Consider the following 13,785-nt stretch of genomic DNA (forward strand, 5'->3'; position numbering starts at 1 on the left):
AGCAAAACGAACATAATTATGAAAAAAGTATATCCAATTATTGTACTGCTCCTTACCGGGATAATGGTTTCCTGTGGAGAAGATTTTCTGGAACCTTTACCTGAATCTGCTGTATCTTCAGAGGGTTATTTTACAAATGACGATGAGATATTAACCGGTGTTATAGGTATGTATGATGCGATACAGGGTGTTAACTCAAATGATCTTGATGAAAACTTTAGTATTCAAAGAGAATATTATTTAACTGAAATGCGCAGCGATAATACCCGAACTAAATCGAGTGAAGGCGAGGCAGCACAGTTTGAGAGTTATACGGTAACTCCTAGTAACGGTATTGTGAGTAATTATTACAATAGCTTTTACGAGATTATTTATAGAGCAAACCTGGTGCTGTCTAGTCTTGAAGCGGCATCAGCAGATAAAGCTCCTGCTTTTGAAGCTGAAGCAAAATTTGTAAGAGCCTATGCCTATTTTAATCTGGTACGTTTGTATGGCGATATTCCACTCGTAGATAGATTAACAGGGCCTTTAGAGCGTGAGGTTGCTTTTACACGTGTTGCAACCAGCGGTATTTATGATTTAATTATTGCAGATTTACAGACTGCTATTTCCGGCTTAGATAATACATATAGAAACAGAGCATCAAAAGCTGCGGCTCAATCATTACTTGCAAAAGTTTACTTAACACAAGGTTCTAACTACTCAGAAGCGCAAACCTTACTCGAGAGCGTTATGTCTGGTAGTTTTAGTTTAGAGCCTAATTTTAAAGACGTTTTTTATACTGAAGATAATAATGAAGTCATATTTGCTGTAGGTTATACATCAGATCTTACATCAGACAGTCAAAATATTTCTGCAGAATGGCTCAATTCAGTAGGTCGCACGAGTGGGGTCAATTATGTAACTTCAGATGCTCGTGAAGTTTTAGACAACTTAGGAGGTAACAGAACGCTGTATTCCTATAGACAAGATGCTGCACAACCTACACAATATCAGGTAGCAAAATATATCCCTAACGGTGATGCAAATTTAGGTATTGCGGCTACTGCAAGTAATCCTGAACTGGCCGGTAATGACTGGATTGTTATTAGGTATGCAGATGTATTGCTTATGCACGTAGAGGCAATCTTAGCGGGTGGTCAACAAACTTCTGCTACGGCTGCGTTAAATTCATTTCAAAGAGTACGGGACAGAGCAGGACTTACAACTCCTGTAACTACAATTACAAAAGCAGATTTGCTGGCAGAGCGTAGAGTTGAATTAGCTTTTGAGAATCAGCGCTTTTTTGATTTAGTACGTTTTGGCGTAGCACAAGAAGTATTATCTGCTTTCTCAAATGTTAATGGCTACAGCTTTAATTCAACAGATTTGTTATTGCCTATACCACAACGAGAAATTAACCTAAGCAATGGTGTGATGACTCAAAACCCGGGTTACTAAAAATTAAAAAACAATTACGATGAACACGATAAAACAAATAGCCGGTTTACATTTTTTTAAGTTCTTGTTTTCAGCTTGTATGATATTCAGTTTAATTGCTTGCGATTTTGAATATGACTTGCCAGAAGAAGGTTCTATTGAAGATCTTACACCGCCAGAGGCTAATTTTACAGCCTCACAAAGCGATACTAATTTTCTAACTTATAGTTTTGCTAATTTTTCAGGAAGCGCAACTACCTATGCCTGGGACTTTGGGGATGGTAACACAGCTAGCACGCGTGATGCTGTAAATACCTACCCAGATGAAGGTACTTATACGGTTTCTTTAACCGCTTCAGACGCACTGGGTAAAACAGATACTTTTACGGCAGAAATCACAATTGTAGAACCGCCAGTTCCTACAGCTATAACTCCAGAAATAGGTGCTGCAGAATTTCAAGATGCAGCCGGTATTTGCGGTACGGGAGACAGTAGAGATTGCTGGAGAATTAGTGGTGGAAGTATACATCAAACCACTTCAGACGGGCGTAATGGTACACGTGGTGCAAAATTTACAACTGCAAGTTCAAATAGCCCACGGGTATCCTATCAGGCAGTAACTGTTTCTGCAAATACAAAATATATTTTAACAGCATATTATGCTATTCAATCAGACGGTGATAGCGTACGAGCTACCGTAATAGATGGTCAATTAGATAATTTTAGTGAGTTTGCTAACGCTCCTCAACTAGGCCAGACTGCTGGTACAACTAATGATGGTAAAGGTAATTTTAATCGAGTTATCGTAGAGTTTGAAACTGGAGCAAACGGTGAAATTTCTATTCTATTTGACTCTGGTGCAAATGCAAGTGAGTCGTATTTAGATGATGTATCTATAATACCTGCGGAATAATAAAAATAAAAATAATGTTTTTAAACAAACTAGGTATACTAGCGATTGCGCTGCAACTTACTACTTCTACAGCCTGCTCTCAGGAACATGGGCCAATGGTTGAAGAGGATGTGGAGACCGTGGTGCAAGCTGAAGTTGATCGTGTAAAATTACCAAATATAGATTTATCGCACTGGAAGGTTACAATACCCGAAGGTTCTGGTAAAGGGGGAGCTATCAGTGTTGAGCCACCTGCCATTTTAAAATATGCTACAAATCCGGTTTTAAAACCATTTATGTATAATGATTCTACTGCAGGGGCATTGGTATTTCACGCGTATCCATCAGAAGCTACAACAGCAAATACGAAGTATAGCAGATCTGAACTGCGGGAGCAGATGGTACCCGGGGATGATAATGTGAACTGGACATTTGCTCAAGGAGGGAAATTAAAAGCCCGTATTGCGATGGAAGATGTTACTAAAGATGATGAGGGTAAATACCATCGAGTCATCATTCTTCAAATTCACGGCAGACTTACAAATTCTCAAAAAGAATTGATAGGTCAGGATGATAACAATGCACCACCTATTTTGAAGATTTATTGGCAGAATGGGCAGATAAGGGTAAAAACAAAAGTGCTAAAAAATACAGCTGTTTCAGAAGAAGGCATTCTGCATGAAGAAGCCTGGGATGATGACGAGGGACACACATTTAAGCAAGAAGTAGGTTTTAAAAAATTTGATATTGAGGTTAAAGTTTCAGACGGGGAAATGATGGTGAGTTTAAATAATACAGAATTTGCTGTTTATGATGATATAAATATTAAAAAATGGGGTGTGTTTGAAAATTATTTTAAAGCAGGAAATTACTTTCAGACCCGTGACAAGGGAGCACAAGCAAGTGTTAAGTTTTATAAACTTGAAGTAAGTCATTAAAAGATTAAAAATTAATTGTTTGTTTAAGTTTCGTTAGGTTTTCGAGGTCCTGTACTTAGCCTCATCTACTGCATAGTTGAGGCTAGGTTAATGGATTAAGTTTTACTTTTTTACTAATATAAAATTTCTTAAATTTGATAAACCAATCTGGTAAACCAGTTTAATCAGAAACATTTAATGTGTTATGAAGATAGAAGCTTTAACTAAAACAGATAATAAAGGGTTACGTAATGCTATTATATCAAAAATACGGGATCATATAAATTATAAGAATTTAGAGCCTGGTGATAAGCTGCCTTCAGAGCGTATGCTTTCAGAAAAGTTTGAGGTTAGCCGTAGTACAATTAGAGAAGCGATACAGACTCTAGAGTTTTATGGCATATTAGAATCAATTCCGCAAAGCGGAACTTTTGTTGCGCAATTAGGAGTAACTGCATTAAATGGAATGATAAATGAAATACTTAATCTAGAAGATCCAGATTTTAAGTCACTCGTAGAAACACGTATTTTGTTAGAGTTAAAAACTGTAAGATTAGCATCACAGCGCCGTACTGAAGAGCAATTAGTACATATGAAACAGGCACTCGATTCATATACCGAAAAAGCGCTATTAGGCGAAGATGCGGTTCAGGAAGATTTACTTTTTCATCTGGCAATAGCAAAAGCTAGTGGCAACTCAAGTTTAAATACACTTATGCTAATTATAACCCCTGAGATTATAACAAATTTTGAGAAATACCATGTTTGTGATGATGATCAAACTTTTAGAGGTATAGAAGAACATAAGGCAATTTTTGAAGCAATTAAAAACAAAGATGTTCAGGAGAGTAAAGAGCTTATGAAAATACATTTTAAAAGCCTGTATAAGTATTGCTATAATGTAGATTTATAGGAGTCCTTAAGTTTTAAGCAGCCGGTTAGCTGCAGCTTTAAGCACTTAATTTATTAGAAATTAATACTGAATTTTTAAAAATCATTAAAAATTCAGCAGGTATTATTTTGCCTAAAATTAAGGTGAAATAATCAGATAGAAACAAGTAACTATGAAAGTAAAAGGATTACGGTGGTGGGTTATTGGGTTGATCTGTTTAGCAACAGTAATTAACTATATAGATCGTACAGCTTTTGGAGTGATGTGGCCCGAAATGGGGAAAGACCTGGGGATGGATGAGGCAGATTATGCCATTATGCTAAATGTGTTTATGATCACGTATGCTGCGGGTAAATTTCTCTCGGGCAAATTGTACGATATTATAGGTACGCGTATGGGATTTGTAGTTTCTATCGCAGTATGGTCTATCGCTTCTGTATTTCACGCGGTAGCACGAGGGCTGGTTTCGTTAACACTTTTTAGAGCTTTATTAGGTCTGGGAGAAGCCGGCAATTGGCCAGGAGCGGTAAAGAGTAATGGAGAGTGGTTTCCGGTAAAACAGCGTGCGGTAGCTCAAGGTATTTTTAATGCAGGTGCTTCTTTAGGAAGTGTTATTGCACCGGTTTTAATTGCTTTTTTATATGGAAGATTTGGTTGGAGAACTACATTTATAATTATAGGTTTTTTGGGTCTAATCTGGATTATTCCGTGGTTATTCATTAATAAAGCAAAACCTAGAAAGCACCCGTGGATTACCGATGAAGAAAAGAAATTTATTTCACAGGGAAGCCTGGAAAATGTTTTTGATGAAGATGAGAAGCGAGAAAAAGGATTGAGCCTGATAAAAATCCTAAGTTATAAAGAATCTTGGGGAGTGCTATCTGCACGGTTTTTTATTGAGCCAATCTGGTGGTTATTTGTAGGCTGGATGCCACTTTATTTACATTCTGAATACGGTTTTAGTATTGAACAAATAGGTTCTACAATCTGGATTTCGTACTTGGGCGGTATGGCCGGTAGTCTTCTGGGAGGATGGTATTGCGGCAAGCTTATGGAAACTAAAACTACAGATGCTGCCCGTAAAATCACTATAACCATAGGTGGTGTTTTGATATTTTTAGGACTTCTGGGAATTATATTCTTTGTTCAGCCAGATAGCCCTATGTCATTTATCTACATAACAGGAATCGTTTTGTTTGGGTTTCAGTTTGCAATAGGAAATATTCAAACCTTATCAAGCGATCTATTTAGAGGCCCTTCAGTGGGTACATTAGCAGGATTAGCAGGAAGCGTGGGCGCAGTTTCGGTTATTATTATGAACTGGTTGATTCCACAGATAACCTTAAAATCTTATACCCCGGCATTTATATTAATAGCGGTCTTAGCACCACTGGCGGTTTTATCAATTTTAGTATTGATACGAAAGGTAAGACCGGTTGAAATAGAATAATACGATAATTAAAAAATAACAAGGATGAGTACAAAAAGTAAAGTTGCAGTAATTACAGGCGCCACAGGAGGCATCGGGTTTGCAGTCGCAAGAAAATTAGGCCAAGATGGTTTTACGATAATCTTAAATGGTATTGATGATGAGGCTGGAGCAGCCCGCGTACAAGAACTTAAAGCTGAAAATATAGAAGCAGAATATTATGGTTTTGACGTCACTAATGAAGATGAGGTAACTTTAAATATTAAGGCTGTAGGAGAAAAATACGGAAAGATTGATGTCCTGGTAAATAATGCAGGTGGCCTGGGTGGAAGATCACGTTTTGAAGAAATGACTACGGAGTTTTACAGATCAGTAATGGCACTAAATTTAGATTCAGTTTTCTTTGCCTCGCGAGCGGCGATACCGTTTCTTAAAAAAGGGGAGCATGCAAACATAATTAATTACACATCTAATGCAGCCTGGAATGCTGGTGGTCCTGGCGCGGGGGTATATGGTACTTCTAAAGCAGGAGTACACGCCATTACCCGTGCACTTGCAAAAGATCTAGCTGAATATGGAATTCGCGTAAATGCAGTTTCTCCGGGAACGATAGATACACCTTTTCATTCTCAAATTAAATCTACTAAACCTGAAGTGTTTGCTTCCTGGAAAAACAATATCCTTTTAGGAAGATTAGGTCAGCCCGAAGATGTGGCTTCAGTTGTCGCATTTTTAGCAGGTGAAGGTGCTGCCTTTATTACAGCAGAAACCATTCAGATAGGTGGTGGTCAAGCTTTAGGAATCTAAAGCATATATTTTTAAGAATAGTACATTAATCCCCATTTAATTAAAGAAAGCGTTATGAAGAGGGTTGTGACCTTTGGAGAACTTATGATGCGCCTTGCTACTCAACATAATGAGCGATTTGGTCAGGCGCGTTCACTGGGTTTAACCTATGGTGGAGGCGAATTTAATGTTGCAGTGTCTCTATCTAATTATGGGATGCATACTCAATTTGTATCTCGATTTCCTGATAATGATTTAGGAAAAAGTGCTGTAGAAGAAGTTAATCGGTTTAAAGTTAATTCAGATTATAGTGCCTTTGGAGGAGAAAGACTGGGGGTTTATTTTTTAGAACAAGGTGCAGGTTTGCGACCAAGTAGTGTGGTTTATGACCGGGCTAATAGTGCATTTGCAACAGCAATACCGGGAACTTTTGACTGGAATGCAATTTTTGAAAACGCTACCTGGTTTCATTGGAGTGGTGTGACCCCTGCATTATCACAAAACGCTGCCGATCTGACTTTAGAAGCGCTAAAAGCAGCTAAATCTAAAGGAATTAGAATATCCTGTGATCTCAACTATCGCTCTAAACTTTGGAAATACGGAAAGGCTCCAAGTGAAGTTATGCCTCAATTGTTAGCTTATAGTAATGTGATTTTGGGTGATATTGACACGGCTTATTTTATGATGGGTCGAGCTCCAGTAAATCCAGATTATACTAAAACGGACATCTTACCTAACCTGTACCAACCTCTGTTTAAAGCCTGTGCCGATCTTGAATATATAGCTACAAGTTTACGTAATTCTATAAATACGTCACATCAGCGTATAGGCGGAATTTTGAGTACAAAGGATCAACTATTTATTGCCAACAATTATGAAGTAAATTACGTTGTAGACCGCGTGGGAAGTGGTGATGCTTTTATGGCGGGTTTGATTTATGGATTAAATGAACTATCACTACAACAAGCTATAGAGTTTGCTACTGCAGCCTGCGTTTTAAAGCATACTATTCCCGGAGATTTAAATCGAGTTAGTGTTGCTGAAGTTGAACAACTTATTGCTGGAGGAACCGACGTACAACGCTAATTTTAGAAGAACATATGAATAAACATAATCGTATTGATGTCGCTTTAGCGCTTAAGTATAATGGTTTTGTCCCGTTATTTTATGATGAGGATATAAATCGTTGTAAGCATTTAATATCAGCGTGCTACAATGGTGGAGCACGCATTTTAGAATTTACTGCTCGGGGTGATTTTGCACACGAAGTATTTAGTGAAGTATCAAAATTTATTGAGGTTACTTATCCAGATATGTTTCTGGGTGTGGGTTCTATAACAGATGCCGCTGCAGCTTCTTTATATATGCAAATGGGAGCAGATTTTATTGTTACTCCGGCTTTGCGAGAAGATATTGCGGAAGTGTGTAACCGTCGTAAAATTTTATGGCTACCCGGCTGTGGTTCTGTTAAAGAAATTAATGATGCAGAAGCACTGGGTTGTGAGATTATAAAATTATTTCCGGGATCTATTTATGGTCCTGAGTTTGTAAAAGCAGTTAAAGGTCCTCAACCGTGGACGTCAATTATGCCTACTGGTGGTGTAATTCCTACTCAAGAAAATTTAAAATCCTGGTTTGATGCAGGTGTTACCTGTGTTGGATTAGGCTCACAACTAATTAGCAAATCACCTGAAGGAGGTTATGATTATAGTGCAATAGAAACTAAAGTGAAGAAAGTCATTGAAATACTTAAAACAATACGAGAATAAAAATAGCTTGTAGTCAGATTTTTAATATTAGTATTATCTGTTTTACACTCAAGGAGTATTTAAAAAATCACTGGTTAAATCAGAATTTTACAGATACTGATCCTTAGAAGCATAATCCCCAAAGACATTTAATCTATAGGGATTTTTTATTTAGGTTTTTTTTAAATCCCATTTATAGAATAGCATAAATTTTGAAACAAAAAACATTAATAAAACTGCTGCGGTTTATTTTTCTCAAGCCTTTCGCTTAATCGCGGAGAAAGAAGGAAATTTATAATGCCTTTTAAAGCTTTACGAGTTCTTACATTCTTATTTTTAATGAATTAATTTTTTCAAGTGAATTGTGATATTTATTAAATATTTTCAAATGCATATGAATAAGTAAATTGATTTTGCACATTCATTTCAAATTTTTTGGTCAAAATTTATTGCAGTTCTATGTTCTTGGAAGCTTATAGTATCTAATATAGATTGAATTAATTTTCTGAATTATAATGCTTTAAATTGACGGAGCTGTAGGAACTACATTACTTATATAGCCTATAACTTGAGTTAATGAAGATTTAATTTGTGTCGTATAACCTACTTCATTAATAGTTGCTTTTTGATTATTAGTATTTAGGAAAAAGGGACCAATAGAAAAATGATTTTTCTTTGTTATTTGGGATTTTATAAGTTCAAGGTCATTCTTGTTAAACGTTCCTTCGAGATTAATTTTAGTACCTATAAGCATAGACTGAGTCACTAATGGAAATATCCCTTGGTTATTTGTAAGTGTACCAGTAGAATAATATCCCGAATTTAGACCCTCTATTTTCCAATTCTTTAAGCTAAAAAGTTCAAAATCTAACCAGGGTCTAATAAACTCTACACATAAGACTTTAAGATTTATTTTTTTGATTTGGGTTTCTTTATGAAAAGTGATCTTTTGTGTAGAGTCTTGTTTAATAATATCAAGGGAAATTGCTTTATCACCTCTCACAATTAAGAAGTCTGAATTACTGGTATCGCCATTTACCATATCAATTTCCATATCTATTAAATTAGCTTCATCATCTAGTAGTGTATACCAATTAGATGGTTTAGTATATACCGGTAGCCATCCACTAAGGCCGCCTCCCATATCTACAAGTTTTGAAGTATCACAATTTTGCTGCGCTTTACTAAGTAAGTGATTTGTATACTTTGCATTAGTTGAAGCTCCATAAATAAGATTTTCCCATATTTTTTCAGTCGAATTTAAGCTAGGGGTATAATAGGTAGTTACTATAGGAACACTATCAGCAAGACGTGATAGCCTGTATGCTGCTTTATAATCACCCGTAGGGTTATCTGGAGAATGAGCATTTTTATACTGAGAAATATCTATAGCAAAAGGAACAGCATTAAGCTGTAAAATGGTTTTAACTGTATCAATTAACTGAGGCTTGGTGCTTTGCTCAACAGAAGTTCGTAGGTTACTAATTTTTTTATTAAAAGTAAATTCAGGTTTGACCTGTGTTTTTTTTACAAATTCTGCAGCAAAAAGGTCAGATAAGTTTTTCATAGATTAATAAAATTATGGCTGAGATTTATATGAGAAATCACAGCCATATAATTATTGTTTTTTTGGTGAGTAGGGTATTAATCTACTTACCCATCCTATTATTTGCATCCCGGGTATACGTATTTCTCCATCTTGTATATCAGAGTCAAATTTATCTTCAGAAGAGCCATGACCGTAACTACCTCCTATAGTAAAGGGTCCGTAACCTACAGACACACTAGCTTTTATTGATTTTTTCATATGCTCCTGTTCTTCATGGCTAAAATCTGCTTTTATGGTAATATCTTTTGCTACGATAAAAGCTACAGGATACATAGGTATAGCTGAGCTAGCGTTTGTAGAATCAATTTTTCCGTTTGATATATCACCTGGTTCAAAAGCATTATTAGACCAATGTCCTAATCCAAAAATAGATTCAGAAAACCAAGGACGCATAATATTTACCTTAGCAATTTTAGCACTTATTTCTACTGAATCTTTATCTGCACTACTGTTTGAATTTTCAAATTTCCCTTCACTACTAGCTTTCACTTTCCAAAGTCCTACACTTACGCTAGTATCTATACTAAAACTATTTTCTGAAGCTTTAGATCTCAATTTTGTGTTTGATCCTTTTATTTTAAGCTCTGTAAAATTTAGATTGGTTTCATCTGTCCAGTTTGCAGGAGATGGATAACTCAATAACCAACTACTCCCATTGCCCAAAGCAGATGGAAATTTAGCCTCATCCTGAATACCTTTTTTAGCAATTTCTAAAGCTCTACGTATACCATCATTTATAGTAGTATTTAAAATGTCTAGTGCTTGCTCAACATATTTAGCATTACCTGCAGTAAGTTTTCTAAAGGTTTTTTTAATTTCATTCTCTAGTCTTGGTGCTGTTGCATTCCATTTTCTATCTGCTCCATTCTTTATAGATTCGTCATTAGACTCTAGATCATCCAGATATAAGTTATAAGCCGTTCTATAGTCTATAATCGCATCTACATAATCTCCTTTATTGGTTTCATAATTTACATAGTCGTTGCTGTCTGTACGTGTAGTTGTTTCTTCATCGGTAAATGGGTTTTTTTCGGTAGTTATAGGATGAAGGTAATTGTATGCTTTGTCATACATAGCTTTTGCATTCTCATCAGGTTGAGTAGTAGCATTAGCTCCGGTTAATACCGTTTCATAAGCATCAGTCAGTTTTTTTGAGGATTTTTCCCAAGCAAGTGACATTGGAGAAACCTGATCTACCATAGCAGAAAATTCTTCAGAGGTCTTTAAATCACCTAATGGGTTTGATGGAGTTCTTGGGTTTGCAAAAGATTTCACATCTACTGCTCCATTTTGGGTAAAATGAATAAAGGTTTCTTCATTTTTAAATGGATTAATACCGCTTGAAGGTTGATATGTAATCGCATCAAAAAGTCTATCATAAATAGCTTCTAGTAATTGTTTTTCTTGTTCTTGAGTCATGACTTTAATGTTAAGTTTATTTATATACTAATTATTTATTGTGAAACTTAATTAAGCATAATAATACCTAGGGGGATAATGACTGAAGCTGAATAGGACTTCTAAAAGAGAAAGGGGGTACTAGAAATAAAATGTTGTAAGAACAGATTATTTTATAAATACACGTAAATGTATAAACTAAAACATTAGTAAACAATGAATTATGTATTTATGGGGGAAAACACCCATGAAGATTTTTATAATTTTTTTATTGTAAATTCAAAAATTATACAGACAATAAAATTGTATCATAATGTGTATGAACACAATTAAAACCGTCATATCTAGCAGAAGACTACATAAAGTGATTAAGAATAAATATGCTAATTGATAGCTTACTAATGATAAAATTAAGCTTTAAAAAGCAAGTTGTGTTTAATGAAAGGTTTTGGCCCATATAACATTAACTCGATCAATTTGAAGATACTCATTTTGATAACGTAGGTTATGAACGTGTGAAGCACTTTTTTAATCGTTTAAGATATCCAGTTAACCCAGAAAATGGTTAACGAACAATTTAAAATCTACAGTTTAAGAAAATGTATTATAATAATTATTTCAACTTTAGACTTTACTCATTCTAATTGTAATCATTATTGTAGATAAACCGTGAAAATACTTATTCAATAATAATAGACTAGTAAGTTAAAATTGTCACCAACTTAGTATAATGATTTCTGCAAAATATTTCTTCAAATAGCTTGTCAATTAAGGTTTGTAGTCTATTCTAACTTGTTAAATATAATTAAGAATAATGGTCGCTTATTACTTGTAAATTGTGTATTTCAGCTGCAAATATTTTAATTTTAACTATGATTTAAAAGATTAGGGGCTTTATCCCCCTTTCTAAGATCTCAATAGTGTTTAATTTTATTAATCATTTTATATTAATTTAATTAAATAGACTATGGAACCATTTATTGGACAGATTCAACCTTTTGGATTCAATTTTGCGCCTAGAGGATGGGCTAAATGTGACGGTCAACTTATAGCTATATCATCTAATACGGCTTTGTTTTCACTCCTAGGTACAACATTTGGAGGAGATGGCAGAACTACTTTTGCGCTACCCGATTTACGTGGAAGAAGCATTGTTCATATTGGAAATGGACCAGGTTTGTCAACAATTAATTGGGGAGAAAGAGGCGGTACTGAGCAACTAACTTTCACACAAGCTAATTTGCCTTCTCACTCACATGCAATAATAGATGGTGTAGCAAATGTTACCGTTGCAACCACAAATAATGATAATGCTACTTCAGAGACTGATGGAGGTATTAATGTATTAGGTACTTCAGGTAGCATGCCAGAAATTTATAGAGAAGGTGGAGCCACTAGTGATAAATTAGGAGGGGTGCATATCTCAGGAACAACTGCTTTAAGTGGTGGAAATATACCTGTGCAAAGCAGAAATCCCTTTTTAGGAATTAATGTATGTATTGCTGAATTTGGCATATTTCCTTCAAGAAGCTAAAAATTAATTAACTAGGGAATCATTTCAAGAATAATGATCCTTTATTTTTAATAGTATGGACGTGCAAGTAGGAGTTTTACTACCTCAATCAAAAGAGCATCCTAAATTAGGAAGAGATTTTGTTGATGGTTTACGTCTAGGCATCGGAGGAGGGCAATTGCACCTAGAAGTAGAAGGTATTGGTTTTGGAAATAATTTAGAAAGTGTTATTAATGCTATTCAAAAATTATCAAATCAGCGAGAGCTTTCTTTTCTTACAGGTATATTAGGGCATAAAGGACTTTCACAAATTTTAGATCACGTTGAGAGTATTGGAGAGCAAATGATATATGCTGATTTTGGCGCAACGCAACCTTTAGATTTATCAAAGCGAAAACATATTACTTGTAACTCTTTAGATCTTTACGGAGCAACCGAATTATTAGGACGATATTTCTTAGATAACAAATTATTTAAAGTAGCGACTTCAACATGTTACTACGAATCGGGTTATGGCTTTATCGAAGCTATTCAAAATACACTTTATAAAGAGGATCAAGGACATTTTGCAGGGCATTTTATTACTCCCTTACAGCCAAGGTCAAATGAAGCGAAACTACTTAAAGAGTTTGTAAATACATCAGATCCTGATGTGCTCTTCGCATTTTATAATGGCACATTTGCTAAAGAACATGCAAGAATTTTACAGTCTAGTGAAGTACTCAAAAATACTCCTTTATATACACTTCCATTCACAGTTACCTCACAAGTACTAGATTTATTTCCGGCTCTTTTTGATAAAACCAGATTTGTAAGTTCTTGGTTGCCGGAGGATACTCAATCACGAGCTAATATTGATTTTATGCAAAAGTATTTCCAAAAATATAAAAAGCAACCTAGTGTGTTTGCAATTCTTGGTTATGAAAATGGCTTGTTGATGAAGCAAAAACTAGAAGGTGATAATTATGGAGAATTACACAGTCCAAGAGGCCTTTTAAAAATAAACTCAGAAACAAATAGAGTTGTTGTAAATCATCGTTTATGGGAAATTAATTGGAATAATGAATCTTATGAATACGATTTGATAGATACGTTAACATATTCAAATTCACTTAATTTTCAGTTAAGTGATCCCATTTCAGGGTGGCATAATGCTTATTTATGTGTTTAGCGAACTCAATA

Annotated in this window: 12 protein-coding genes; 10 read left to right on the plus strand and 2 right to left on the minus strand. The window is 35.2% G+C overall.

Annotation, left to right across the window (positions count from 1 at the left end; translation table 11 throughout):
- Nucleotides 1-18: 18 nt before the first annotated feature.
- The 8 genes from ACIGAM_RS10070 to ACIGAM_RS10105 all read left to right on the plus strand — a co-directional run bounded on the left by ACIGAM_RS10070 (nucleotide 19) and on the right by ACIGAM_RS10105 (nucleotide 8,104).
- Complete coding sequence (locus ACIGAM_RS10070; protein WP_396511328.1) at nucleotides 19-1,440, plus strand: RagB/SusD family nutrient uptake outer membrane protein; 1,422 nt, start codon at nucleotides 19-21, stop codon at nucleotides 1,438-1,440.
- A gap of 19 nt (nucleotides 1,441-1,459) precedes the next feature.
- Nucleotides 1,460-2,332 carry a PKD domain-containing protein gene (locus tag ACIGAM_RS10075; protein ID WP_396511329.1) on the plus strand — a complete coding sequence of 291 codons (873 nt, stop codon included), beginning with the start codon at nucleotides 1,460-1,462 and terminating at the stop codon, nucleotides 2,330-2,332.
- A gap of 14 nt (nucleotides 2,333-2,346) precedes the next feature.
- Complete coding sequence (locus ACIGAM_RS10080) at nucleotides 2,347-3,249, plus strand: polysaccharide lyase family 7 protein (RefSeq protein ID WP_396511330.1); 903 nt, start codon at nucleotides 2,347-2,349, stop codon at nucleotides 3,247-3,249.
- A gap of 184 nt (nucleotides 3,250-3,433) precedes the next feature.
- Entirely contained in the window at nucleotides 3,434-4,141 is a 708-nt protein-coding gene (locus tag ACIGAM_RS10085) for a FadR/GntR family transcriptional regulator (protein WP_396511331.1), read from the plus strand.
- A 151-nt stretch (nucleotides 4,142-4,292) separates the two neighbouring features.
- Entirely contained in the window at nucleotides 4,293-5,570 is a 1,278-nt protein-coding gene (locus ACIGAM_RS10090) for an MFS transporter (RefSeq protein ID WP_396511332.1), read from the plus strand.
- A gap of 24 nt (nucleotides 5,571-5,594) precedes the next feature.
- Complete coding sequence (locus tag ACIGAM_RS10095) at nucleotides 5,595-6,356, plus strand: SDR family NAD(P)-dependent oxidoreductase (RefSeq protein WP_396511333.1); 762 nt, start codon at nucleotides 5,595-5,597, stop codon at nucleotides 6,354-6,356.
- A 54-nt stretch (nucleotides 6,357-6,410) separates the two neighbouring features.
- On the plus strand, nucleotides 6,411-7,421 hold the full coding sequence (locus tag ACIGAM_RS10100) for a PfkB family carbohydrate kinase (RefSeq protein ID WP_396511334.1): 1,011 nt from the start codon (nucleotides 6,411-6,413) through the stop codon (nucleotides 7,419-7,421).
- 14 nt (nucleotides 7,422-7,435) lie between these two features.
- On the plus strand, nucleotides 7,436-8,104 hold the full coding sequence (locus ACIGAM_RS10105; RefSeq protein WP_396511335.1) for a bifunctional 4-hydroxy-2-oxoglutarate aldolase/2-dehydro-3-deoxy-phosphogluconate aldolase: 669 nt from the start codon (nucleotides 7,436-7,438) through the stop codon (nucleotides 8,102-8,104).
- 499 nt (nucleotides 8,105-8,603) lie between these two features.
- Here the strand turns inward: ACIGAM_RS10105 and ACIGAM_RS10110 are convergent, their stop codons facing one another.
- Nucleotides 8,604-9,650 (minus strand): hypothetical protein, encoded by a 1,047-nt coding sequence (locus tag ACIGAM_RS10110; protein ID WP_396511336.1) that lies wholly within the window; start codon nucleotides 9,648-9,650, stop codon nucleotides 8,604-8,606.
- A gap of 51 nt (nucleotides 9,651-9,701) precedes the next feature.
- On the minus strand, nucleotides 9,702-11,111 hold the full coding sequence (locus ACIGAM_RS10115) for a hypothetical protein (RefSeq protein ID WP_396511337.1): 1,410 nt from the start codon (nucleotides 11,109-11,111) through the stop codon (nucleotides 9,702-9,704).
- A 946-nt stretch (nucleotides 11,112-12,057) separates the two neighbouring features.
- On the opposite strand from ACIGAM_RS10115, the gene ACIGAM_RS10120 reads away from it, so the two are divergent.
- Both ACIGAM_RS10120 and ACIGAM_RS10125 read left to right on the plus strand, forming a co-directional pair.
- Nucleotides 12,058-12,624 carry a phage tail protein gene (locus ACIGAM_RS10120; protein ID WP_396511338.1) on the plus strand — a complete coding sequence of 189 codons (567 nt, stop codon included), beginning with the start codon at nucleotides 12,058-12,060 and terminating at the stop codon, nucleotides 12,622-12,624.
- Between the two features lie 55 nt (nucleotides 12,625-12,679).
- A complete protein-coding gene (locus ACIGAM_RS10125; RefSeq protein WP_396511339.1) occupies nucleotides 12,680-13,774 on the plus strand; it encodes an ABC transporter substrate-binding protein in 1,095 nt (364 codons plus the stop codon).
- The last annotated feature ends 11 nt before the right edge of the window (nucleotides 13,775-13,785 follow it).

Source organism: Leeuwenhoekiella sp. NPDC079379, from assembly GCF_044542075.1.
Taxonomy (GTDB): Bacteria; Bacteroidota; Bacteroidia; order Flavobacteriales; family Flavobacteriaceae; genus Leeuwenhoekiella.

What these genes read in the sequence shown, in the direction of transcription:
- ACIGAM_RS10070 (WP_396511328.1), top strand. Translation starts at nt 19, where the DNA reads ATGAAAAAAGTATATCCAATTATTGTACTGCTCCTTACCGGGATAATG.
- ACIGAM_RS10075 (WP_396511329.1), top strand. Translation starts at nt 1,460, where the DNA reads ATGAACACGATAAAACAAATAGCCGGTTTACATTTTTTTAAGTTCTTG.
- ACIGAM_RS10080 (WP_396511330.1), top strand. Translation starts at nt 2,347, where the DNA reads ATGTTTTTAAACAAACTAGGTATACTAGCGATTGCGCTGCAACTTACT.
- ACIGAM_RS10085 (WP_396511331.1), top strand. Translation starts at nt 3,434, where the DNA reads ATGAAGATAGAAGCTTTAACTAAAACAGATAATAAAGGGTTACGTAAT.
- ACIGAM_RS10090 (WP_396511332.1), top strand. Translation starts at nt 4,293, where the DNA reads ATGAAAGTAAAAGGATTACGGTGGTGGGTTATTGGGTTGATCTGTTTA.
- ACIGAM_RS10095 (WP_396511333.1), top strand. Translation starts at nt 5,595, where the DNA reads ATGAGTACAAAAAGTAAAGTTGCAGTAATTACAGGCGCCACAGGAGGC.
- ACIGAM_RS10100 (WP_396511334.1), top strand. Translation starts at nt 6,411, where the DNA reads ATGAAGAGGGTTGTGACCTTTGGAGAACTTATGATGCGCCTTGCTACT.
- ACIGAM_RS10105 (WP_396511335.1), top strand. Translation starts at nt 7,436, where the DNA reads ATGAATAAACATAATCGTATTGATGTCGCTTTAGCGCTTAAGTATAAT.
- ACIGAM_RS10110 (WP_396511336.1), bottom strand. Translation starts at nt 9,650, where the DNA reads ATGAAAAACTTATCTGACCTTTTTGCTGCAGAATTTGTAAAAAAAACA.
- ACIGAM_RS10115 (WP_396511337.1), bottom strand. Translation starts at nt 11,111, where the DNA reads ATGACTCAAGAACAAGAAAAACAATTACTAGAAGCTATTTATGATAGA.
- ACIGAM_RS10120 (WP_396511338.1), top strand. Translation starts at nt 12,058, where the DNA reads ATGGAACCATTTATTGGACAGATTCAACCTTTTGGATTCAATTTTGCG.
- ACIGAM_RS10125 (WP_396511339.1), top strand. Translation starts at nt 12,680, where the DNA reads ATGGACGTGCAAGTAGGAGTTTTACTACCTCAATCAAAAGAGCATCCT.